This is a genomic window from Corynebacterium gerontici, from assembly GCF_003813985.1.
Lineage (GTDB): Bacteria > Actinomycetota > Actinomycetes > Mycobacteriales > Mycobacteriaceae > Corynebacterium > Corynebacterium gerontici.
On sequence record NZ_CP033897.1, the window covers coordinates 2076169 to 2099406 of the forward strand.

General features: G+C 59.9%; 23 protein-coding genes and 1 tRNA gene. 7 read left to right on the plus strand and 17 right to left on the minus strand.

Going from position 1 to position 23238, the window contains the following annotated elements:
* Positions 1-13 precede the first annotated feature (13 nt).
* Positions 14-1243 carry a hypothetical protein gene (locus CGERO_RS09765; RefSeq protein WP_123935482.1) on the plus strand — a complete coding sequence of 410 codons (1230 nt, stop codon included), beginning with the start codon at positions 14-16 and terminating at the stop codon, positions 1241-1243.
* Between the two features lie 6 nt (positions 1244-1249).
* Here CGERO_RS09765 and CGERO_RS09770 read toward each other — a convergent pair whose 3' ends face one another.
* The 4 genes from CGERO_RS09770 to CGERO_RS09785 all read right to left on the minus strand — a co-directional run bounded on the left by CGERO_RS09770 (position 1250) and on the right by CGERO_RS09785 (position 4646).
* Positions 1250-2581, minus strand: a complete 1332-nt coding sequence (locus CGERO_RS09770; RefSeq protein WP_123935484.1) for a polysaccharide pyruvyl transferase family protein — start codon at positions 2579-2581, stop codon at positions 1250-1252.
* 33 nt (positions 2582-2614) lie between these two features.
* The gene (locus CGERO_RS09775) at positions 2615-2857 is read right to left on the minus strand and encodes an 8-oxoguanine DNA glycosylase OGG fold protein (RefSeq protein ID WP_123935486.1); all 243 of its coding nucleotides are present in this window, start codon (positions 2855-2857) and stop codon (positions 2615-2617) included.
* A 449-nt stretch (positions 2858-3306) separates the two neighbouring features.
* Positions 3307-3382 (minus strand) — tRNA-Thr (locus tag CGERO_RS09780).
* Positions 3383-3440: 58 nt separating this feature from the next.
* The gene (locus tag CGERO_RS09785) at positions 3441-4646 is read right to left on the minus strand and encodes a DNA polymerase III subunit delta' (RefSeq protein ID WP_245998825.1); all 1206 of its coding nucleotides are present in this window, start codon (positions 4644-4646) and stop codon (positions 3441-3443) included.
* Positions 4647-4705: 59 nt separating this feature from the next.
* On the opposite strand from CGERO_RS09785, the gene CGERO_RS09790 reads away from it, so the two are divergent.
* Entirely contained in the window at positions 4706-6235 is a 1530-nt protein-coding gene (locus CGERO_RS09790) for an adenylate/guanylate cyclase domain-containing protein (RefSeq protein ID WP_123935488.1), read from the plus strand.
* 53 nt (positions 6236-6288) lie between these two features.
* Here the strand turns inward: CGERO_RS09790 and CGERO_RS09795 are convergent, their stop codons facing one another.
* From CGERO_RS09795 to cspE, 5 genes are all read right to left on the minus strand, one after another.
* Positions 6289-7050 (minus strand): ABC transporter ATP-binding protein, encoded by a 762-nt coding sequence (locus tag CGERO_RS09795; RefSeq protein ID WP_123935490.1) that lies wholly within the window; start codon positions 7048-7050, stop codon positions 6289-6291.
* Positions 7047-8084 (minus strand): FecCD family ABC transporter permease, encoded by a 1038-nt coding sequence (locus tag CGERO_RS09800; protein ID WP_377017353.1) that lies wholly within the window; start codon positions 8082-8084, stop codon positions 7047-7049. Before CGERO_RS09800 ends, CGERO_RS09795 begins: the two co-directional genes overlap by 4 nt.
* Before the next feature lie 8 nt (positions 8085-8092).
* A complete protein-coding gene (locus tag CGERO_RS09805) occupies positions 8093-9151 on the minus strand; it encodes an ABC transporter substrate-binding protein (protein WP_123935494.1) in 1059 nt (352 codons plus the stop codon).
* A gap of 215 nt (positions 9152-9366) precedes the next feature.
* The gene (topA, locus tag CGERO_RS09810) at positions 9367-12285 is read right to left on the minus strand and encodes a type I DNA topoisomerase (RefSeq protein ID WP_123935496.1); all 2919 of its coding nucleotides are present in this window, start codon (positions 12283-12285) and stop codon (positions 9367-9369) included.
* A gap of 324 nt (positions 12286-12609) precedes the next feature.
* Positions 12610-12813 (minus strand): transcription antiterminator/RNA stability regulator CspE, encoded by a 204-nt coding sequence (gene cspE, locus CGERO_RS09815; RefSeq protein WP_123935498.1) that lies wholly within the window; start codon positions 12811-12813, stop codon positions 12610-12612.
* Between the two features lie 275 nt (positions 12814-13088).
* Here cspE and CGERO_RS09820 point away from each other — a divergent pair, with 275 nt between their 5' ends.
* Positions 13089-15431 (plus strand): DEAD/DEAH box helicase, encoded by a 2343-nt coding sequence (locus CGERO_RS09820; RefSeq protein WP_123935500.1) that lies wholly within the window; start codon positions 13089-13091, stop codon positions 15429-15431.
* On the opposite strand, the gene CGERO_RS09825 is transcribed toward CGERO_RS09820, so the two are convergent.
* From CGERO_RS09825 to ssd, 7 genes are read right to left on the minus strand one after another with little or no spacing between them, the layout of a single operon-like run.
* Positions 15428-15766, minus strand: coding sequence for an Rv3654c family TadE-like protein (locus tag CGERO_RS09825; protein WP_123935502.1), 339 nt, complete (start codon positions 15764-15766; stop codon positions 15428-15430). The genes CGERO_RS09820 and CGERO_RS09825 overlap by 4 nt on opposite strands.
* A complete protein-coding gene (locus CGERO_RS09830; protein WP_123935504.1) occupies positions 15747-16079 on the minus strand; it encodes a hypothetical protein in 333 nt (110 codons plus the stop codon). Before CGERO_RS09830 ends, CGERO_RS09825 begins: the two co-directional genes overlap by 20 nt.
* A 7-nt stretch (positions 16080-16086) precedes the next feature.
* Positions 16087-16284, minus strand: coding sequence for a DUF4244 domain-containing protein (locus tag CGERO_RS09835; protein ID WP_245998826.1), 198 nt, complete (start codon positions 16282-16284; stop codon positions 16087-16089).
* A gap of 36 nt (positions 16285-16320) precedes the next feature.
* Entirely contained in the window at positions 16321-16926 is a 606-nt protein-coding gene (locus CGERO_RS09840) for a type II secretion system F family protein (protein WP_123935506.1), read from the minus strand.
* Entirely contained in the window at positions 16923-17714 is a 792-nt protein-coding gene (locus CGERO_RS09845; RefSeq protein ID WP_123935508.1) for a type II secretion system F family protein, read from the minus strand. The genes CGERO_RS09840 and CGERO_RS09845 overlap by 4 nt, the downstream gene beginning before the upstream one ends.
* The gene (locus CGERO_RS09850) at positions 17711-18838 is read right to left on the minus strand and encodes a TadA family conjugal transfer-associated ATPase (RefSeq protein ID WP_206423899.1); all 1128 of its coding nucleotides are present in this window, start codon (positions 18836-18838) and stop codon (positions 17711-17713) included. Before CGERO_RS09850 ends, CGERO_RS09845 begins: the two co-directional genes overlap by 4 nt.
* On the minus strand, positions 18835-19857 hold the full coding sequence (gene ssd, locus CGERO_RS09855; protein ID WP_123935510.1) for a septum site-determining protein Ssd: 1023 nt from the start codon (positions 19855-19857) through the stop codon (positions 18835-18837). Before ssd ends, CGERO_RS09850 begins: the two co-directional genes overlap by 4 nt.
* A 9-nt stretch (positions 19858-19866) precedes the next feature.
* Here ssd and CGERO_RS10700 point away from each other — a divergent pair, with 9 nt between their 5' ends.
* Positions 19867-20070: a hypothetical protein gene (locus CGERO_RS10700; RefSeq protein WP_164470303.1), complete on the plus strand. Its 204-nt coding sequence runs from the start codon at positions 19867-19869 to the stop codon at positions 20068-20070.
* Between the two features lie 7 nt (positions 20071-20077).
* Positions 20078-20899, plus strand: coding sequence for an HAD family hydrolase (locus CGERO_RS09860; protein WP_245998827.1), 822 nt, complete (start codon positions 20078-20080; stop codon positions 20897-20899).
* Here the strand turns inward: CGERO_RS09860 and CGERO_RS09865 are convergent.
* Complete coding sequence (locus tag CGERO_RS09865) at positions 20896-21570, minus strand: hypothetical protein (RefSeq protein WP_123935514.1); 675 nt, start codon at positions 21568-21570, stop codon at positions 20896-20898. The genes CGERO_RS09860 and CGERO_RS09865 overlap by 4 nt on opposite strands.
* Before the next feature lie 109 nt (positions 21571-21679).
* Between CGERO_RS09865 and CGERO_RS09870 the strand changes: the two genes are divergently transcribed.
* Both CGERO_RS09870 and CGERO_RS09875 read left to right on the plus strand, forming a co-directional pair.
* Positions 21680-22180, plus strand: a complete 501-nt coding sequence (locus CGERO_RS09870; RefSeq protein ID WP_123935516.1) for a phage holin family protein — start codon at positions 21680-21682, stop codon at positions 22178-22180.
* A gap of 79 nt (positions 22181-22259) precedes the next feature.
* A complete protein-coding gene (locus CGERO_RS09875) occupies positions 22260-23216 on the plus strand; it encodes an alpha/beta fold hydrolase (protein ID WP_245998828.1) in 957 nt (318 codons plus the stop codon).
* Positions 23217-23238 lie beyond the last annotated feature (22 nt).

The following is a 23238-nucleotide window of genomic DNA, read 5'->3' on the forward strand; positions in this document are numbered from 1 at the left end:
ACATTTGGTGGGTATGTTTTCCAATAAGACTTTGACATTATTCATGGCAGCGCTGAGCAGCATCGCCCTCCCACTGGCGGCCTGCAGTCCCGGCAGCAGCGAGCAGGCAAGCACGACGAGCAGCAGCGAGCAGCCAGGTGCACAGAGCAGTAGCGAGCAGGCTCAAGAACAAGATGCACCCCAGGCCAGGGTAGCCGTGGCTACCGAGGATGGCATCACGATCTTCGATGGCAATCTGCAGCAGCTCGCCTCATTCGATCTACCGGCACGGCCCACCTTGAGCACCCTTGGCGATCATCGCCATATTGCAGCGGTACTGACCAAGAACAACGCGGTGGAGATCATCGATGCGGGCAGTTGGAGCGTGCCCCACGGTGATCACTCCCACTACTACACCACCGAGCCCTCCAAGGCGCAGCAAGCACTGGAAGGGGCAAAGCCCATTCATGTTGTAAGCAATGCGAACGCTGGCACCAGCGCCATCTTCTTCGACGATGACGCCGAAGGGCGTGTGTTGGACGCAGAAAAACTTGAACATGGCCAGCTTGATGCAGCACAACGCATCAAGGCCAAAGAAGCCCACCACGGGGTTGTTGTGCCTTTGGCCAATGATCAGATGTTGGTATCCCAGAAGGGCGCACGCCTGGCCGATACCATCACGTTGCTCGACGCCGATGGTGAGACGATCGGGACTTTCGACTGCTCAGAGATGCACGGCGAGGATGTGCACGCCAATAACGCCATCTTTGGATGCAGTGATGGAGTGTTGGAGATCCAAGATGGCAAGCCGACGATGATCCCCGCGCCCGATGCCTCCGGTGAGCGCGTGGGTGCGATTACTTTTAATCACGATGCCAGCGCGGCCCTTGGCGATTGGGGCGAGGAGTCGCTGCTGCTGATCCGCGAACACCAGGCAAAAGTGGTGCCCACCCCAGCGGCTTTTGGCAATCGCATTAGCTTGCCCGAAGGCGGCTTTGCCTACCTTGATACCGAGGGCGTGTTGCACATTTTGGATGATCAGGCCGTAGAGCAACGCAGCATTCCGGTGATGGGCGCCTGGACCAAACCCAAAGGTCATGGCGGCGTGGCACCTGGCATCGCTGCAGGCGAAAACGGCGAGGATACCCTGGTGTGGGTAAGCGACCCGAAGAGCAATACTCTCTACCAGGTAAACCTCAGCGATGACTCGATCACGCACACAGACGTCGAGGGTGCTCCGGCATCGCTGGCTGCCGTGGGCTAACGCTTTCTAGCGTTCATCACCGCGCACACGAGCCACCAGGCGCCCAAGCCGACGGGAAGCATGTGGTGGCTCGGGTGCCTGTTCAGGCTCATCTATGTGCTCCTCCGGCTCCGGCGGATAGCAGCGCTGCGCAAGTTGCCACTTGGCATCCCGGCACTGCTGCACTTGATCCGGGTCGATCCCCTTACCCGGTTGTGGCCAAGGATCCTGTTGCGTAGCGCTCAAGTGCGCCATCGGCCAGGAAGAACCAGCCGCCTGCACCGCCTCGTGTTTGACCGCGTAATAGTCCTGCCTGTGCATCTCTAGAGCAACGCCCTTGGCACCGGCAGCGGCGGCAATCATGTGTGGGTGATAGCGGGTGCTGAGCCAGGTTTGCTCGCTTGTGACTGGCACCCCGAAGGCCCAGAGCTCATCAAAGGCCACGAAGCGGAAACCCTGGTAGCGCTCTGGCCAGCGCTGATGCAGCTCGCGCCAGATCTGGCCATCGATACCGGGGATGCACTCGATAATGCTTAATTCTTCTCCGCACACGCCATAGTGCTGCAGGCCCTGGTGGATCCAGGCTGCGGCATCGGCAGCGTTGCTGCGCAGGAGGTCTGCTTGGGCGCACAGCACAAAGGGACGCTCGCGGGCATCGTCTGCGCCAGGACCAAAAACGCCCTCGCTATGCTCCGGGCTGTTGATACCCAGCCAGGCATCATCACCGCTCATGCTCGGTTGCAGGCCTGCTGCTTGGAGCAGGTCGCGGGATGCTGCATCTCTAACATCCACCACGTCGCAGCGTTGGAGGGAATCAACCAGTACCGCTCGAGCCTGCTCAAGGGGCACTACGCCTTGGCCTGTGGCAAAACGACGGGCATGCTCGGCACCAGCCTGGGAGGCCATGGCGCACACCGCAACATTTTTCGGCCAGAAATCATTGAGCCAGCCACCACCAAGGATGTGCACCACATCGGCGGTGCGGGCGATATTGGTGCCGGTGACGTGTTCGGGGTGCGGGCCTGCGTCGAAAAGCAATTGCACCGCCGTGTGTGCAAGATACTCATAGGCCTCGGCGTGGAAGCCCTCGGGTTGGGCCGGATCGAGGCCGAAGTGATCGGCCGTGGCGTGGTAGGCGTGGCCGGCGAGATCCCACAATGTGTTGGTCACAATGAGATCGGGGTGGTGGTTGTGGTGCAGCAAGGAGGCCCTGCCGGGTGAATGGCAATCGAGAATCACACGCGCATCAGGGCGCAGCTCGGCCAAGGTGCGCAGCCAGGAGGCCACGATGTATTCGTCGCCAAAGTTAGGGTGCCCAGCCGGAGCCACCAGGTAGATGAGCGAATCTTTAGCAGACATACCCCGATGCTAGCCATAACAACAAAATTGTTGTTAATACATACGCCGGTGCCTGCGCAGAAAAAGAGCGCCGCTTACATGCTTGGTGGCAGCGCAGCCGCAGGGCCTTGGACCAAGGGTGTACTCAATCACGTCGGTAGGAAGATCCGGACGCCACTGTCGATGTAACGCCTCGACGAGGTCGAGATAGGCGCTGTACTCGCCGGTGGACCAATCAGCAGTTTTCCTCCAACCAATGGCCTGCGCCACTCGCTTATCCAAAATCAATGGGCGCATCGGGCTGCACCGGAGGTTTTCATGCTGCGGGCGATCTGCTGCGCATACGTTCCAGCACCCCAAGAGCAGACAGCCACATAAAAGCGCAGCGCGTCGGCTTCAGTCTCAATGCCACCGGCGAGCTCGAAGAGTCTTTTCTAGAAACCTAAAGAAGCGGGTCGGGTCTTTTAAGAAACTCAGGCAGTGCTAGATGTTGCGGCCAGCGCTTGCACCACCACCGCGGATAGAACACCGACGTTTGTGCCCACACCGTCTCTGCAGGAACCGCCTGCTCGGGATTGCCCAGAACAGCAAGCGCAGCCGATAGGCTTGCTGGCGATAAGGTCACAACGTCCCCCTCGGGCATCAGATCTTGAGTTCGTCTGATCAGCCTACAGGCAGGCAAATGCACGAGGTGGGAAAAAGAAACTCCACGTTCCTGCGGTGGAACGTGGAGGTTGAATATTGTGTGGAGCCGCCTGCGAGAATCGAACTCGCGACCTTCTCATTACGAGTGAGATGCTCTACCGACTGAGCTAAGGCGGCCTTGGATCAAATGATCCTGTTGGCACTTTACATCACGGTGCTGGCAGCAAGAAAATTGCTACTCACTTACACCGCATGCAAGCCTGATACGCCCAACCATCGCATCTAAAGCTGTCTCTGGCCGCACGTTCATTCCCAGGTGTTCACGGGCTTTCATAATGGCCTCGATGCAGGCGCTGAGCCCCTGTGGGCTCACTCTTTGGCACAGCCCCTCGGAGAGCTGCTGGAAATCTGGGTGCATGAGCTCAACGTTGGAGTCCACGGCCTTGATCAGCGCATCGCGATACAGCCCTGCGAGGTCTACTAGGGCCAGATCCAGAGCATCACGCACCGCACGCGTTCTGCGCTTTTTGTGCTTATCTTCCAATTCTCGGATCTGCCCGGCGCTGCCACGCAATGCCTTTTGTGCGCCACGGCCACTAGCGCCCATGCCCAAAGCGGTGCGCAATTTTTCTACTTCTGCCTCGGATGCCTCAGCCAGGCCTTGCTCTGCTACTTTGGTGATTTCTTTGACCATGGCGGTGACATTGCGGAAGGCTTTATCGCCCCTGAATACGTCCTCGGCAAGGGTGAGTGTGCGCGCACGGCTGCGCTGCATATCGGGGTCTCGCACCAATCGTCTGGCACGGCCGACGTGATTACTGGTCGATGCGGCGGCCAAGGTGGCAATTTCTTCGCTCACGTCGTCGCTTTGCATTAAAAGCCGCGCCACTTCTTTGGTGTTTGGTTGTGGCACATATACATGGCGGCTGCGTGAGACGAGCGTGGGCATCACGTCTTGGGGGTCAGTCGAAGGCGCGCATAGCAAAATGACGGTGTGCTTGGGCGGTTCCTCCACAGTTTTCAACAGGGCGTTCGCGGCTCCATCGGTAAGCCGATCGGCATTATCCAAAATCACCACGCGCCAGGAGGCCACGGTGGGCCGGGTGGCGGCTGGTTCGATCACGTCTCGGCGCATGGTGGCCACGGCGATGGAAAGTTCCTGGGGCACGATGTGGACTACATCGCCATGCGTGCCGTTGCGCACTGCTCGGCATTGTTCGCACTGCCCGCAGCCCACCACTTCGGGGTTGGAGCATTCGAGTGCTGCGGCGAATGCCACCGCCGCCACGGAACGTCCGGAGCCGGGAGGGCCGCTAAAAAGCCAGGCGTGCGTCATCGCGCTTCCGGTATCTCCCGCGCGGGCTGCGCGTGCGGCGTTGCGCAACTGTGGTGCGATTAGTTCGCTCACACCCATTTGGGTGAACACGTCATTGCTAGTCACGGAATCCACCCTAACCGCTATGTCACCACAAGATTGCACTGCCGGTTAGAGTTATTGCTATGACCAGATTGTGGCGAGCATTCAAGTGGCTGTTCAGTACCTCGTGGCCTTTGTACGCCACGGCGGTGCTGGGCACGAATCTGCTTGCCGCAGCGGGCGTCATGCTGTTCTTGAAGTACCTGGTGCCAATGCCGGAACTCGCTGACTTCCCCGCCGACGCCCCGTATCTTCCCGCCATTGGCGTTGCCTATGTGATCTTCGCGGTGGTGGTGGGGGCCATTGCCACGTTTATTCTCTTTCGGCCTGTGATCGATTGGCAGCGCCACCCGGAGCGTCACGATCCCAACATGGTGCGCCACCTGGTGATGCGCATTCCTTTTCTGCAGTCGGCATTGTGTTTGGCGGTGTGGCTGCTTGGCATCGTCATTGTGAGCGTCGCTGCAGCTCAAACCTCGACGCGCCTTTCCATCGTGATCGCGGTTGCCACCACCTTGGCTGGTAGTGCGATCACGGTGATCACTTATCTTTTTGCTGAGCGCCTTGTGCGGCCCGTGGCGGCCATTGCGTTGGCGAGGCGTTTTGAGGATTCCACCCTGGAGCCACCGATCAATCAACGCCTCGGCCTGACCTGGTTGCTCACCTCTGCGGCGCCGATTTTGGGCATTGCTCTTATGGCCCTGGGTGAGGCCATGGGGCTTTTCGCCGAAAACGCCAACAACATCGCCCCTGCCGTGATCGCACTGGCGATCACTGGCCTTATCACCGGTTTCATTGGCACCACGCTGGCCATCATGTCGGTGGTGGATCCCATTCGCGAACTGCAGGCCGCCATCAATCGCGTGCGTCGCGGCGAGTCTGACGTGCAGGTAGACATTTATGACGGCTCGGAGATCGGCGTGCTCCAAGCAGGTTTCAACGAGATGATGCGTGGCCTGCAGGAGCGTCAGCGCGTGCGCGATATTTTCGGTCGTTATGTAGGCATCGAGGTCGCCCGCCGTGCCCTGGAGGAACGCCCCACCCTGGGTGGCGAGGACCGCGAGGTGGCCGTGGTGTTCGTGGACGTGGTGGGTTCCACCACCTTCGCCGTGAATCATGATCCCGAGGAAGTAGTCGAGGAGCTCAATCGCTTCTTCGAGCACGTTGTTGAGGTCGTGCACCGCAATAAGGGCATCATCAACAAGTTCCAGGGCGACGCCGCTCTCGCGGTTTTTGGCGCCCCAATTTCTTTGACAGATTCTACGAGCCACGCGCTCACCGCCGCCCGCGAGCTGCGCCAGGAGCTGCAGGGATTACGCTTGCAGGCGGGCATCGGCGTGGCTTCAGGCCACGTGGTGGCAGGGCACATTGGCGGGCATGACCGCTTCGAGTACACCGTGATCGGCGATGCTGTGAACACCGCCGCGCGCCTCACCGAGATTGCCAAGGACACCCCTGGGCGCGTGCTCACCAACGCCTCCACCCTCGAAAGCGCCAATGAGGCGGAGCAGGCCCGCTGGACGCTGATGAAGTCGGTGGAGCTACGCGGTAGGAATTTGATGACGCAACTCGCCCGCCCAATCAGGCCCACCTTGGCGGATCGCTCGGATTAAACCTAACCCCCGGCTACAGCTTTAAAAAGGCGCTAGCCGGGGGGTTATTTGTTTTAGCACTCGTAGGCGATATGCATGCGCCCATTGTTTGGGTCGCGGTTGATCTTTGCCCGAACCCCGAAGATCTCTTGGATGGTCTCTGGGTGCAACACCTCTTCCGTGGCGCCCGCTACTGCCACTTTGCCGTCTTTGAGCAACATGAGGCTATCGCAGAACATCGCGGCGAGATTGAGATCATGCAAGGCCACCACGCAGGTGGCATCAAGGGAGCGAACTAGGCGGAGGATTTCCAGCTGGTGTTGGATATCGAGGTGGTTGGTGGGTTCGTCGAGAAGCAGCTCTTTGGGCTCTTGAGCCAAGGCGCGCGCAATGTGAACACGCTGTTGCTCGCCACCGGAAAGCTGATGCCAGGAACGATCCTGTAAGTGCGTGACCCCAGTTCTTTCCATGGCGGCCTCGATGGCTGCTTGATCTGCGCGCTGCTCTGCAGCGATGAGGGAACGAAATGGGATACGCCCTAAGGCCACTACCTCGCGCACCGACATGTTCAGCTCAGTGCCCACATGCTGGCTTACCACCGCGATGTGCTTGGCTCGTTCTTTGCGCCCAATGCTGTGCAAATCGCGTTGGTTTAATAGCACCCTGCCTTCGGTGGGACGCACCTCGCCGTGCAGGAGGCGCAGGAAGGAGGATTTGCCTGAGCCATTGGGGCCGAGCAGACCCACGGTGGTGTTGGGCTCTGGTGTAAGCGACACACCGTTGACTACTAGGTTGTTGCCGCGCTTCCAGCTCACTTCGTGTGCTTGCAGGCTCATGCTCGCCTCCTTGCCATTAAGAAGACGAACACCGGTACGCCCACGAGAGCGGTGCCCACACCGGCTGGCAATGGGGTTGGGGCAAACGCGAGGCGGGAGAAGACATCCACCCACACCATGAACACCGCACCGACGACGATGGTGACGGGGATGACCTTGAGGTGTTGAGCGGTGCCCAGCAATAGCCTTGCTACGTGCGGCAGCACCAAGCCTAAGAAGCCGATAGCTCCGGTGATTGATACCAAGGTGGCGGTGATAAGTGCGCACAGCCCGAGTAGGAGCAGCCGGATCCTGGTCACGTTAATGCCCAGGGTGGATGCGATGGTATCGCCAAAGGCGAAGGCGTCGAGCACGCGCGCAAAGTACAGGCAGAGCAGCGTGCCCAATACGACCACCACGGCGGCGATGCGAACATCGAACCAGCGGATGCCTTCAAGGGAGCCGAGAAGCCAGAACATCACGCCGCGAGCCTCATCGGAATCTGCGAAGGCAAATACCAGCAGCGAAGTCAGCGCGGAGAAGAGCTGGGTTGCAGCGATGCCGGCAAGCAGCACTTTTTCCGTTGTCCCACCACAAAACCGAGCCAGCAGCAGCACTAGGCCGAAGGCGATGAGCGAGCCGACGAAGGCACCGGAAGAAAGGCTTAAGCGTGATGCTCCAAGGCCGAAGATGCCCACCACCACGGCTCCGGTGGAGGCACCAGAGGAAACACCCAGGATATAGGGATCTGCCAGTGGGTTTCGCAGCAGCGACTGCATAATCACACCGCACAGGCCCAAGCCTGCGCCGCATAAGGCGGCGAGGATGGCGCGCGGGAGGCGTTCTTCCCAGACGATGGCATCTTTGATATTCCGAACCGGGATATCGGCACCGAGCAGGTGGTTGGCCAGCACATCACGCACGTTCACGGCACTGACCGCCGCAGGCCCTAACACGGTGGCCCCGAGCAGGGAGGCGGCGATGAGGACGCAGGCAAGCAGCGTGAGCGCTCCAACACCGAGAATGTGGCGAAAGCGATGGGGTGCAGCGTTCACAATTCGCCTTAGCGCTGATCGTGTTCGCGCAAGTATTCAGCAATCTTTTCCAAGCCATCAACAAAGCGGATGGATGGGTTCAGCTCTGCACCGTGCAGTGCGATGTAGCGCTCTTCCTTGACTGCCTTCATGTTCTTGGTCAGCGGATCCTTGGCCAGGAACTCCTTTTTGTCTTTCAAACGGTCCCCGGGGAAGCGATCGCGTTCAAGATCGCCAAGCACCAGGATGTCTGGCTGCTTATCGGCTACGTCCTCCCAGGTCACTGCTGGCCAGTCTTCTTTGTCTTGGGCGTAGACGTTGCTCAGACCGGTCATGTTCGCCAGCATCTGGGGTTCGCTTTGGCCGCCGGCCATATAGGGGGTCTTGGTATCGGCAAACCAGAAGGCAACGCTCTGTCCATCGGCATCGGGCAGATCTTTGGTGGCCTTTTCTACGCGCTGCTTGAACGAATCGATGAGTTCTTCGCCGCGGCTTTGGACGTCGAAAATTTCTGCCAACTGAGTGATCTCTTCGTAGATCATCTCAGGGGTCAGCGCAGAGCTGCGCGTACCGCCGGCGTTGATGCTCTCGCCGTTATCGCAGTCGGTTGGTGAAAGGTAGGTGGGGATGCCGGTTTCTTCAAAACGCTCGCGAGGGGCAACGCCGCCTTCTTTTTTGAAGTGGCGCCCAAAGGAGGCGGTGATGAAGTCCGGGTCAGTATCGAGGACGACCTCATAGCTTGGTGCGTTATCGGAAAGGCGCGGCACGTTCTTATTTGCCTGCTCAAGCTCGGGAAGGATCGGATCCGTCCAGGAGGCGGTTCCAACGATTTTATCTTGTAGCCCCAAGGACAGCAGGATTTCTGTGGAGCCTTGGTCCAAGGAAACGACTCGGCTGGGCGCCTCGTCGATGGTGATAGACTCTCCGCAGTTTTCAATGCTGATTGGATACTGCGTATGACCTTCGACATTGACGGATGCTTGGACGTTTGAGTTTTCTACTTCTTCAGAAGCACCGCAGGCAACCAGTGCACAACTCAAAGTCACTCCGATACCTACTAGCCCAAGCGTTTTGCGTTGTTGGAACATGCGTATTCCTTATTTTTACCAAGGGAAACAATTCCCGCTTGCGAGTGTCAGCCTAGGAAAATAACCGACATATCTTGGAAAAATAAGGTTAGCATAGCCAAATTTAGAAGGATGTCGATGGTGGATCCTGGAAGTCCAAACCACCAAATACAAAAGGAAGACTCCCGTTCAACGTATGCTGCTCTCGGGAGTCTTTCTAGGCACGAGCCTGGGCACTACTTCTTGCGGTTACCCGCCTTGACTACGCGCTTGGTGGTCTTCTTCACGGCTTTCTTCGTGGCCTTCTTTTTGGTGGCGCGCTTAGTGGTCTTCTTCGGACCTTCGGCGGCTTGCTTTGCCCTGCGCTCAGAGAGCAATTCATTCGCGCGGGCGTCGGTAAGCTTCAGCGGATCATCGCCACGACGTAGCGAGGCATTCGTCTCACCATCGGTGACATAGGGGCCAAAGCGGCCATCTTTCACGCTCATGGGCTTGCCCGAGACGTCATTATCGCCGAGCTGTTTAATCGCAGAAGGCGTGGCGCCACGGCCGCGGCGCTTCGGTTCGGCGTAGATTCGCCGAGCCTCGTCCAGGGTGATCTCGAAGATTTGCTCCTCGCGGTTGAGTGAGCGCGAATCGTTGCCCTTCTTCAAGTAAGGGCCGTAGCGGCCGTTTTGGGCAGTGATAACTTCCCCATCGCTGGGATCCACGCCTACCTCGCGGGGCAGGGAGAGCAACTGCAGAGCCTGTTCAAGCGTGACGGTGGAGGGCTCCATGGACTTAAACAGCGAGGCCGTCTTGGGCTTCAGCGTCTCTTCCACGATCTGGTTGATGCGCTTTTCCTTCTGCGCGGCAGCCGTCTTGGTGCCCCAGTTCTTCGCACGCTTACCCTCAGCCTTGCGCTGCTCATCTTCCTCGGCACGCTCGGCGGCGACGATCTCCTCGGCCTTGGCCTCGGCCTTTTCGCGTTCATCGTCATTGACCAGCTCCGTGACATACGGCCCGAAGCGGCCTTCCTTTGCCACGATCATGCGCTCATTTTCGGGATTGCGCCCCAGCTCACGCCCCGACTGCGGGGTAGCAAAGAGGCGCTCGGCGAATTCGAGGGTGAGCTCATCGGGCGTGGTGGAATCAGTAAGGTTGGCGCGCTGATACTCAGGCTCGCCGTCCTTGGTGCCTACCTGGCGTTCGATATAGGGGCCATAACGGCCCACGCGCACGTTGATAGCGCGGCCTTCGGCGTCGTCGAAGAGGTGCAGGGAGTTCACCGAACGAGCATCGATGTGCTCCAAGTTGTCACCAACCAGCGCCTTCAAACCGCCCTGGCGGGCGATGGATTCCGCCGTGGCTTCCGAAGCCTCAGCATCCCCAAAGTAGAAGCCGGTGAGCCAATCAGTACCGTTCTCGTGGCCAGCGGCGATTTCATCCAGCTCGTCTTCCATCGAGGAGGTGAAGTCGTAGTCCACCAGCGCGGAGAAGCTATCTTCCATCAGCCCCACAACGGCAAAGGCAACCCAGCTTGGCACCAGTGCATTGCCGCGGGAGAACACATAGCCGCGATCCTGGATGGTCTTGATAATCGAGGCATAGGTAGAAGGACGGCCAATGCCGAGGTCTTCCATCTTTTTCACCAACGACGCCTCGGTGTAGCGGGCAGGCGGATTGGTGTTGTGCTCTTCGGCGCTCAACTTGTTCACGCCCAGGTCATCCCCCTGCGAAAGGCGCGGCAGGTGCTTTTCGGCGTTGTCGGCTACATCGCGGCCGTCGGCAAGCTTGGAGGTTTCAACATAGGCGCGCAGGAAGCCAGGGAAGGTGATTGTGCGGCCTGTGGCGGCGAATTCGACGGCGTTACCCAACGCCTCGCCAGCGATGGTCACCTTCATGGACGTGCCCTTGGCGTCAGCCATCTGCGAGGCGACGGTGCGCTGCCAAATCAGCTCATAGAGTTTGAACTCTTCGGCGTCGAGCTGCGAATGAAGCTGGCCAGGGGTGGCAAAAGATTCACCGGCGGGCCGGATTGCCTCGTGTGCTTCCTGGGAGTTTTTCACCTTGCGGTCATAGCGACGCGGACCGTCTGCTACGTACTCCTTGCCGTAGAGCGAAATTGCCTGCTCACGAGCGGCCTGAATGCCCTGCTCGGACAGCGTCGTGCTGTCAGTACGCATATAGGTGATGTGGCCATTTTCGTAGAGGCGCTGCGCAATGCGCATGGTGCGCTCGGAGGTGAAGTGCAGCTTGCGGCCGGCCTCCTGCTGCAGCGTGGAGGTCATGAATGGCGCGTAGGGGCGGCGGGTGTAGGGCTTTTCCTCCACCTTCGCCACCTGCATTGGGGCGCCCTGTAGGGCGTCTGCCAGTGCCGTGGCCTGATCGCGCTCGATGCGCACGGCGTCAGAGGTGAGCTCACCTCGATCGTTGAAGTCACGGCCAGTGGCAACGCGCTGGTTGTTCAGGCTCACCAGGCGGCCCATGAAGGTGCGCGGGTTGCCGTCCTGCGCGGGTTTTCCGGTATCGAACTCGGCCTCGAGGTCCCAGTACTCGGCGGAAACGAAGCGCATGCGTTCACGCTCGCGTTCCACGATGACGCGGGTAGCCACAGACTGCACACGACCTGCCGAAAGGCGCGGCATGACTTTCTTCCACAGAACCGGGGACACCTCGTAGCCGTAGAGGCGGTCGAGGATGCGTCGGGTTTCCTGAGCATCCACCAGGTGCTCGTCAAGATCGCGGGTGTTCTCAGCCGCGGCTAGGATCGCTGGCTTGGTGATCTCGTTGAACACCATGCGTTTGACGGGCACCTTGGGTTTGAGAACCTCCAAGAGATGCCAAGCAATTGCCTCGCCTTCGCGGTCGGGGTCTGTGGCGAGCAGGAGTTCGTCGACAAGCTTGAGCTTTGCCTTGAGGTCGGACACTTTCTTCTTTTTGTCGGCGCTGACCACGTACAGGGGCTTGAAGCCGTCCTCAGTATTGACACCCAGGCGCGCCCAGGGCTCCTTCTTGTACTTCGCAGGCACGTCGGCGGCACCGCGCGGCAGGTCGCGGATATGACCCACGGACGCCTCCACGATGTAGTCATTGCCAAGGTAGGGCGCGATTTTCTTCGCCTTCGTGGAGGACTCAACGATGACGAGGCGCTTGGTGCCGGATGTTTCAGCCATAAAAGGTGAAAACCTCAATTCAAAACACTGCGAATTTGTAGTTTCAGCCGACTTTGCTTCGGGCTCTTGCCCACGCAAATTCATTCCTTATATATAAGGGATGCCCCTGCGCACAAAGGTCTAAGCAAGCAGCATAAGCAGTAAAGCGCCCTAGGGCACAATCGCGGGGGCAAAAGTGACGCCGCTTACTTAGCTTTTCGACGTTCCACCGTGGCCTTCCAGGCGCCGAAACCGGGCCGCAGAGCCGCCGCGCAAAAGCCCCGGACATGCAGAAACACGCCATCCCTTACGGGATGACGTGCTCAAAAGTCTTATGCGGCGCGCTTAGAGAGCGTGCACCTGCTGAGCCTGCGGGCCCTTAGCGCCTTCGCCGACCTCGAACTCAACGCGCTGGTTTTCTTCGAGGGTACGGAAGCCGTTGCCCTGAATTTCTGAATAGTGAACGAAGACGTCAGCGGAGCCGTCCTCGGGAGCGATGAAGCCGAAACCTTTTTCGGCGTTGAACCACTTCACAGTACCCTGTGCCATGTTGTAAAACCTTACTTCTTTGAAAAACCTTCGGCGATTACCGAATTGTCGTGGGAGCCGTTCATTCCACACTTCGAGCATCACCGCGGGATAGAATTCCCGCAGATCGCGTTAGTAAAAAATGCACCAGCGTTGCTGCTGGATGCGGCGACCAAAGCCCAGTGTGTCACGCTTTCACATTTGGCGCTTGGTAAGCACTACCCCCGCTTACACGAGCAAAGCAGCTGAAATGCTTGGTTAGCGCAGGTCAGGGAAAGATCCAGGAAGGGATTTTCATGCAAGATTTCAACCCCGTTGCGGGTGCTCAGCTCGGCCTAGAGCTTGCGGCGAGTGTGAAAAACCGCTTCGCCGAGGAGTCTTGCACCCACCTCACCACCATCCCGCCGCGCCCGTCGATCACCGCAGATTGGCCGGAGTGGGTCTTGCCTGAGTTACGCGAATACCTCATTGACCAGGGCATCAAAGCCCCGTATTCGCACCAAGTTGCCACCGCAGAACACGCCTGGCAGCGCCGCCACGTTGTGGTTGCCACAGGCACGAGCTCAGGAAAATCCCTGGGATACCTCATGCCCATTTTGAGCAAACTTGCAATAAATCCGCAGGCCACAGCGCTGTACCTCACTCCCACCAAAGCGCTCGGATCCGATCAGCTCGGCAACGCACTCGCGCTCACCGCCGCGATACCCCAGCTTTTCGACGTCCACCCGTGCGCCTACGACGGCGATACCCTCAAAGAAGCGCGAGCTGGAATTCGCGAGCAATCGCGGTGCGTATTTTCCAATCCCGACATGCTCCACGCCGCAATCCTGCCTCATCACAGCCGGTGGATGCGCTTTCTGCGCCACCTGCAGTTTGTGGTGGTAGACGAGTGCCACACCTACCGGGGCGTATTCGGTGCAGGCGTATCGCTGGTGCTGCGCCGCCTGCTTCGCATTGCCCGGCGTTATGGCGCCAGCCCCACCGTCATCTTCGCCTCGGCAACCGCCGCCGACCCTGCTGAGCACGCCACATTGCTCATTGGCGAACCGGTGCAGGCGGTCACTGAAGATGGCGCACCAAGTGGTGCCCGAACCGTCATGCTGTGGGAACCCGGATTCATCGAGGGCGCAACGGGTGAGCACGGCGCCCCGGTCCGGCGAGCCGCCTCCACCGAAGCCGCCGGAATGATGGCCACCCTCATCGCGGAAGGCGCGCGCACGCTCACGTTCGTGCGTTCCCGGCGCGGTGCCGAGGTGGTTGCCATGCGCACCGCAGAAGAACTGGTGGGGATGGGTCGTTTGCAGGACGCACGCAGGATTGCCGCGTACCGCGCGGGCTATCTTGCGGAAGATCGCCGGCGCCTCGAACAGCAACTCGATTCCGGCGAGCTGCTTGGTGTTGCCTCAACGAATGCGCTTGAGCTGGGGATTGATGTGGGTGGATTGGACGCGGTGATTACAGCTGGGTTTCCTGGAACCATCGCGAGTTTCTGGCAGCAGGCCGGCCGCGCTGGACGCCGGGGGCAGGGCTCCTTGGTGGTGCTGGTGGCGCGCGATGAACCAATGGATACATACCTGGTGCATCACGCGGAGGCGCTCCTTACTCGCCCTGTGGAACGCACGGTATTCAATCCTCATAATCCCCACATCCTCAGCGGACACCTCTTATGCGCGGCGGAGGAGTTGCCGCTCACCGAAAGCGAAGTGGATGCACTTGGTGCGCGAGACATAGCCGAAGCGCTGGCGGCGCAGGGGCTGATGCGGCACCGCCCTCGTGGCTGGTTCGCACTTCCTCAACCCGGCGCGCCCGACGTTCACGCGCAGGTGAATTTGCGCGGCAGCGGACAGCGGATTTCCATTGTGGATCACAGCGATGGCCGGTTATTGGGCACGATCGATGCCGCAACGGGCATGGCACAGGTACACCCCGGCGCGGTGTACCTTCACCAGGGCGAATCCTTTGTGGTGGACAAGCTCTTGCTTGACGATCATGTTGCACTCGTGCACCCGGACGCTCCCGCCTATAGCACTCATGCGCGCACCACTACCGACATCCGCATCATCGGTGTCGATGACTCGGTGCAAAACCCCTCCCCCGGCTTTTGGTTGAGCAACGTGGACGTTGAGGTGACCGATCAAGTAGTGGGCTACACCGTGAAGGCGAGCGACGGAAGCGTTTTGGAAACTGTGCCACTGGATCTGCCGCCCCAGCAGTTACGCACCCGGGCCGTCGCGTACACCGTTGATCCTTTGGTGCTGCAACAACTTGGTGTCGACGACGTTCCGGGCACCCTCCACGCCGCCGAACACGCGGCGATTGGTATGTTGCCACTCATTGCTACGTGCGATCGTTGGGATATCGGAGGTGTGTCCACCGCAGAGCACCCCGATACAGGTCTGCCAACGGTGTTTGTGTACGACGGGCACCCGGGCGGTGCCGGCTTTGCCGATTGTGGATTCCAACGCTTTGGGCAGTGGATTGCTGCAACCTTTGAGGCGGTTCGCAGTTGCGAGTGCGAATCCGGGTGCCCCTCCTGCGTGCAGTCTCCAAAGTGCGGGAATGGCAACCAGCCTTTGGACAAGGCTGGTGCTATCCAACTGCTGGGTGCCATGTGCACGATGCTTGGTTTCACGCCCTAGGATGCTGTTTCTTGGATCTGGCCTGCGCGCGCTGCCGCCACCTGGCCGCCGATGTTCGCCTGAATCTGCACATCACCTCCCTCGCTATCACAGGTAAGCATCTGCGCCTGGTTGGCTTCGAGCACTTGGGTGGCAACGGGGCACCCGAAGCGCCCCTCAGCCTCGGCATATGCCCCGGCTACCGCTGCCATGTCTGCAGCTACCTGCGCCTGGTGAGTGTGAATGACCGCGCTGGCTGCGAGCAGCAACACACCGAGTACTAAGGCCAATGCGGCTGCGATCCCCGCCGCGAGAATCGTGGCATTCCCCTGCTCATCAATCACCTTGGACTTCATGCACCACCTCCTGCGGAAATTGCGCACTCGCTTTCATCGTCCCGAAAGGCGATGGCACCCTGGCTTCACTTCGGATCATGCCGTCACTGGTGGAAATTTCAACCTCACCCTTGGGAGCCTCGAATGCTTCGCCGATGGCGTAAGCCCTCGCCGCCGCCCCAGCGATGTCCACGGCTTGCACATACGCCGCCAGAGTTGCCAACGCTGCCACCATCAAAGCGCACAGCAACAACAAGGCGGTACTGGCGATCGCTGCTTCGATGCTGACGCTTCCGCGTTGGTCAACCAGACGGCTGTGGATGGATCGCTTCATGGTGCTTTTAGCCCGGGGAGTTATTGAGCGCTGAGGTGATGATGCTTTCGAGCGCATCGGAGACTGACCCGGAGGACACAACCAGGTAGAGGGCTGCGGCGAGCGCCGCCGCTGCGAGCGAGCCCATTGCATATTCAATGGTGCTCATGCCCTCCTCATCTGTGTAGAGCTTGTAAATTCGGGCGATCATTGCTTGCTGAATCATGGTCTTGAACACTCCTTCATTGAAATCTTTGCTTTTCTAGAACATGCTGCTGCCAAGTTGGTACAGCACTGGCAGCAACCCGAGCACGAAGAACGCGGGCAGAAAACAGACGGTCAGCGGCATGGCGATGAAGACTCCTGCGCGCTCTGCGCTCGCCACCGCGTGCGCTTCGGCGCCCTGCTGGAGCTGTTGGGCGATGCCCTTAAGCCCCGATTCCATGGATGCCCCGCTGTTGCTGGATGTTTGCCCGATGGCGCTGATACCTTCGAGCCCCTGGACGTTGGCGATGGGCGCCCACGCCTGTTGAGCTGAAATTCCCATGTGCAACATGGTGGCTGTTTGTTCCCACGCTCTTGCGGTGCTGGCAGTGGCGCTTTCCGCCACCGCCGTCACTGCTGCTGCGGGATTGAGCCCGGCTTGTACGCAAGCCACGTACAGTTCCAGGTCACCCGCAAGCTCGTGCGGATCAACGCTTGATCCAGCAGCAAACTTTTGCAGCAGCGAACGCGCCCAGGGTGGTGGTTCACGGGCGCGAATCCGATGCACGGCGCCCGTGTCCGTAGCCCCATGGATACGTGCGCTGATGCCGATTCCACCAGGCCACGATGCGACGGCCAGACAGATCAGAGCCAGAATGGTCATGATGTTGCACCCCTGATGATTCTTTGGGTCCACAGCAGCCCACTGCTGATCAATACGATGCCGATAAGCAGCATGCAGTTTCCGATGAAGCTGCTCACCAGTAGCTGCGGAACGTTCACGCCCATCGCTGCGCCTAAGAGCATCCCCACTAGTGGCAGTGCGCAGAGGATCGCAGCGGTGGCCTTCGGCCCTTGCATTGCCGCGTTGGTGCGCTGGCGATGGTGCAGGCGGGCTCGTAGTTGTCGTTCGGCATTTTCCAGCAGGGGTGCCATGGCGATGCCGTGGCGTTCTGCAATTCGCCAACAATGTGCCACGGTGCGAAGGTCCGGCATCTGTTCGCAGTAGTGCTCTAATTGAGCACTGGCGCCACCGCCGGTGTGCAGGCTACGAGCCGCTGCCGCGAATGCTGTGGCGGCTGGTTCGTATTGATGTTGTTGCGCAGCATGTTCGAGGCAATCTCCAAGGCTGGCTCCGCAGCGAAGTTCGCTGACGCACATGCCCAGCATTTTCGATAACGTTTGGCGCTGTTGCTGCTGCCTGCGCTCCTTCTGCATGTCTCGGAATACTTTCCACCCGGCTGCGAGCAACACGAGCGCGCTAGCGAACAACAACACATAGCGGGCGAGCAGCGGCGCGACCAGCAGCACTGCACCAACTAGGACGAAGCGGGCTGATGTGGAGCTGGACTTCCTGCGCTGTATTCGCCTTACAGGTGCCGGAGGAACCCATGCCGAAGCCAACACGATCACGATTAGCGGTGCTAGCTCGCCGATGAAACTTTGCCTCATTGCTGCCCCCAATCCACGTCACATTGCCCGTTGCTTCGGGCATCCCACAGCAACTCCACCTCCACGGGGTTGCCCCGCAACACACCTATTTGATGGAGTGTTCTTCCGCTGCTGCTTCGCTTCATCGCCAACAGCACAGGTGCCGCAGCGGCAAGCTGGGAATGCAGCGCGTGTTGCTGCAAACCACCGAGCGCCGCTAGTGCTTCAACGCGCGCCACCGCCTCAACAACGGTGTTGGCATGCAAGGTGCCAGCGCATCCTTCGTGGCCGGTATTCAATGCGGCCAAGAGGTCCACCACTTCGGCACCTCGGATTTCTCCTAGCACAATTCGGTCCGGCCGCATGCGCAAGGATTGCCGAAGCAAATCAGCCATGCTGATCGCCCCTTTGCCCTCCACATTTTCGGTTCTGCTGAGCAGCGAGATGGCGTGGGGGTGATTGGGTTTGAGTTCTGCTGTGTCTTCGATGCAGATGATGCGCTCATGCTCGTGCACTTGGCTGAGCAGCGCACTCAGCAGCGTGGTTTTCCCACTGCCGGTTCCTCCGATGATGAGCACCGATTTTCTTGCCGCCACGAGGTTGCGAAGGCAGTCCGCCACGGAGGTATCAAAGGTGCCGCTGCGCTGCAACTGATCGATGCTGGTGGTTGCCTGGCGTAACACGCGAAGTGAAATGCAGGTGCCGGATTCACTGGGCGGGCTCAACATTGCGTGCACTCTGAGTGCGGTGCCGTCTTGGCGTTGGAGGCGTCCGTCGGCAAAGCATTGGGCGTCGTCAAGCCTGCGCCCCGACGCAACGAGCAAGCGGGTGGCGAGTTTGCGCACTTCGGCGTCAGAACCGAAGGTCACAGCAGCCCGTTCCAAACCCCGCCCCCGGTCAAACCACACTCCGTGAACGCCATTGACCAGCACATCGGTCACGCCTTCAATCGCAAGGACAGACTCGAGCCTGCCCACCCCCTGGGATTCGTGGCGCAATTGGCGCAAAATGTTGATTACCTCCACGTCGCTCATGACGCCACCGGAGACTTCGCGAACCATCTGCGCACGCTGCGTCTCATTCGTGTCTGGTGTTTGGGCAAGCTTGCGCTGGACTGCTTCGATGAGTGCGTCTCGCTGCATCATGCTGCCTCGATTGCTTGCAGCAGATTCATTGCGGTGCGCCGCAGCGTCTTGGGCACCGCAATGAGGCCCTCAAGTTCCATCATCTTGCTCAGTCGCGACATGTTGGGTAGCTCAGCGACAATGCGGACCCCGCTGATGTTCTCTGCCTCCTCACAATCCAGCCCGGACCACGTCCGATGCCGTAAGACGCCCACGCTCAGCACGTGCCGCTGCTGCAACTGCCGCTGCAATTCCGCCGCTGCCGCCGCTGCGCGCACTTCTGCGGGAATGACCACCACCGCCACATCGACTACTTCAAGGGCGGCATGGGCAAGTTCGCTGCCCAGTCGGGCATCAATCACCACGTCCATGGATCCGAGCAGGGCGCGGGTGGCTGCTTGCAATTTCTCGGCGTGCAAGCAGCGTTCACCTCCCCGCGCTGCCGTCAGCACGGGAACCCCATTGAGGCTGTGAGGAAGCGCCCGCGCGAGTTCTTCACCGGAGACTCCCGCAACGTCGCCACCGAGGTCATTCCACCGAAGTCCTGGCTGATCTTCGATGCCGAGGGCAAGATCGCAACCGCCTGAGTAAGGATCGGCATCAATGAGCACCGCTCCCGCGATTTCGTGCGCAAGGCCAGCCGCCAGCGTGGTGCTACCAGCGCCGCCTGCTGCGCCGCAGACCATGATGGCAGTGTGTTCACCTGGCGGAGGCTCATCTTCGCGCCCGATCAGTTCCAACAGCTCGGGGGCCTGAGCAGGCAGGAGCATGGCAGCCTCGGCGTGAATTTCCATGGCAAGCTGCCAATCCACCGGCCCTGGTTCGGCACTCAATAACACCGCGCGGTGGGTGGGCAGTTTAGCTACATGGTGCGCCGTGGTGGCGTCGACAAGCACTGCGGCAGCTTTGGGTGCAATGCGGGTGATCTCTCGCGGATCGGCGGTGCTGATGACTTCCCGGCCGCTTGCTGCTGCCACATGGCTTGCTTCGGAGTGCAGGGTGGGGTCGGTGATGGCGATGAGCACTGCTTGTTGCTTCATGCCACGAGTATGAAATTGCCCCACCTTCCCGTCGAACGCACATCTGCAGCCCTGTGGATAGCCTCCGGCGCGCGGCGCGAACCACGCCAACTCTGTGGAAAACTCACCCCAGGTTTCACTTGCGTCACACCAAAGGCTGGCATGGCGCACTGCTACGGCAAACTGCCCCGCACCTTCCCCCTGCACAAGCACCGCGCCACCCCGTATGCTTAGAGCCATTATGAGCACCAAGAACCCGCAGCACACCGGCCAGCACCCGGCGTGCATCGCGGCGTTTTTCGATCTTGACAAGACCATCATCGCCACCTCCTCCGCCCTGGCGTATGGCAAGGAATTCCTCCAATCGGGACTCATCAGCCCCGCGGACGCCCTCCAAATGAGCATGGCCAAAGCCACCTACATGTTCAGCGGCCACACCTCCCAGCAGCTCGATGCCACCCGAGATCAGCTCACCCACATGGCTACCGGCTGGGATGAGCAGCAAATTCGCGACATCGCCGCAGACACCATGCACAGCATCATCCGCCCCACGATTTACGCGGAGGCCAGGCAGCTCATCGAGGAGCACCAGGCGGCCGGGCATGAGGTGGTGATCATTTCTGCTTCGGCAAGAATTCTGGTGGAGCCCATCGCACGAGAACTCGGCATTGAACACGTCATCGCCAGCGAGCTGGAGGTGCAGGACGGAAAATTTACCGGTGAGCTGCTGTTTTATTGCAAGGGTGGCGCGAAGGCGAAGGCGCTGGCGCGTAGGGCGCGTGAGCGCAATTACGAGCTCAAGGAGTCCTTTGCCTACTCAGATTCCTTCAATGATGTGCCGATGCTCGATGCGGTTGGCCATCCCGTGGCCGTCAACCCGGATCGAGCCATGAAAAAGCACGCGCTTGAGCATGGCTGGGAGGTGCGCACCTTCAACAATCCTGTCCCGCTGTTTCGCCCACCCACGAAGAAGGACGTGACCACCGCTACGGGAGTCGCCGCCGCTGTGGCCGGTATCGCTGGCCTTTGGTGGGCTTTTCGACGCCCCCGCGAAGAACCCTAACCCGTTTGCGCCGCCACAGCCGCGATGCCTTCGGCTTCCTTCGCACCTCCTTCGAAGGCTTCGCAGGTAAACGCGATCCAATTCGCCATGGCATCGGTGCTGTCCAGGGCGTCGCGCACTAGTGCGGCGCATTGCTTCTGGCGCCTGTAGTAGTAGGGCTCCGGGACGCACAAGCCTCGGGGATCAAAGCCGAACGCAATCGCAGCGGCACGGGCGGCCACCAGGCCAAGCAGCAATGATCGTTGTCCGAACATCTCCTGTCCAGCAATGGCGGCCATCGCCACCGCCGGAATCACGCCCGGATGCGGCTGTTTACTTAGCACTGCAGCAAGTGACTGCGCTGCCTCAGATTTTCCTTCCGCCGGGCGTCCACTGCCACCCGCGAGCACATCGATGCGTGCGAGCACCTGAAGCGGTGCTCGCCGAAGCGTTCTGGCAGTAGTATCCACGCTTTCAGGAGCTAAAACGCTGTAAGCCTTCAGGCAGATTGATTGATCCTCGCCGGTGAGCATCGAGGCTGACTTAGCTCCACGAACTGCAGACTCGGAGCTCGTGATGGCCACTTTGCGCAGGTTCACTGGCCTGCGATGCACCGCTTCAATGGCGTTGGTGGCGCGTTCCAGGGCAGGCTGCACGGTGGGGTTTTGAGCAAGGTGTTCAAGCAGAGCCATGAAGAATATTCTAAGAATGTGTGCCAACTTCGCGTTAGCGGGCAATTCGTGGCACCATATTGAGTAACTACGTAGTATTTTCTCTAATTGATCGTGAAGGGACATTCCCGTGAGCAAGGACAGTGGCTTTTACACCGAGGGTGCCGAGACTTTCGAGGCGCAAGTACATTCGATTCCGCTCAGCGACGTCGATTCGGTGAGCAAGGATTCCATCGGCGGTCTGGTTTCGCAGGCAACTGCCCAGATGTCCTCGCTGTTCCGCTCTGAAGTCGAGCTCGCCAAGACTGAGCTGGCAGCAGAGGCGAAGAAGGGCGCCATCGGCGGTGGCCTCTTCGGTGTTGCTGGCACGCTTGCCCTGTACAGCTCCTTCTTCTTTTTCTTCTTCCTAGCCGAACTGCTTTCCCAGTGGCTGGACCGCTGGGCGGCGTTCCTCATCGTTTTCATCATCATGGTGGCTCTCGCTGGCTTGTTGGCGCTGTTTGGCTACCGCAAGGTAAAGAAGATTGGTGCACCGAAGAAGACCATCGAGTCTGTTGGAGAACTCAAGACCCTGGTGCCGGGCAAAGCAAGCGAAAAGCAAGACTCCAAAACCCGCGGCATGTACAGCTAACACCGCATGTAGATTTCACGCCCCGCTGTCCCACGCTTGTGGGATAGGCGGGGTGTTCGATCTTTTGAAGGTAACAACCTTGAGTTCTGATCCGCAGATTCAACAACTGCCCAGCCCAGCGAAGCGTCGCCGCAGGCAGCTTTCCCCGAATGTCGTGGCATTCGAGGGAGACTTTCAGCACCAAATGCTGCACACCCGCGGCGTGCGTTTACACGCCGTCACCGCCGGCGAATCCCACCATCCCCTCATCGTGCTGCTGCATGATTCTTTTGGCGGCTGGTTTGATTTCCGGCACGCCATTGCTCCCTTGGCACGATTGGGATTCCACGTTGCCGCCATCGATCTGCGCGGCTACGGCATGTCCGATAAACCCCCGCAGGGCTACAACCACCGCGAGGCCGTCGGCGACGTGGTCGGCTGCATCAGCACCCTGGGGCACCAGCGCGCACATCTGCTCGGCATCGGCGCAGGCGCCTCCATTGCGTGGCTCGTCGCCGCCCACCATCAGGATCGAGTACTCAGCGTGATGAGTTCGGGGGCGCTCCACCCACTCGATATGCGCCGCGCTATTCTGACAAGCCCGTGGAACTTCAGCAATCTCGTGGCGATGACGACCGCCTTTCGACTTCCCAGGCTGCTATCGAAGCAGGCATGGGCGTGGCGCGAACGCATGATCGCCAGGGACCTGCGCAATAACACCTCCCTGGAGTTCCAGCAGTCTCAAGCGTTTCAAGACGAACTCCAACTTCGCTTCGCCGCGATGTCCATCCAATCCACTTTTACGCCTGTAGCGAAGACGTCTCGGTACGTGGTGAATGTGCCGCCGGTGCGCTGGGCAAAGGAAAAAGTCACAGCTCCTGCGCATATCTTTGCTGACGCTTCAGCCACGTCACGCAGCATGGTCCAACGTGGCGCTGCCCGCTGCCAAGGCCCCTTTTCCACGGAGCGTATCCCCGGCACTCGCCAGCGCCCGCACATCGAGCAGCCAGTGGCGTTTGCGCACAGCGTCGCGCGCTTCGCAAAAGCAATCGGCTAGTGGCCCACGCCCCCGTGCGCCG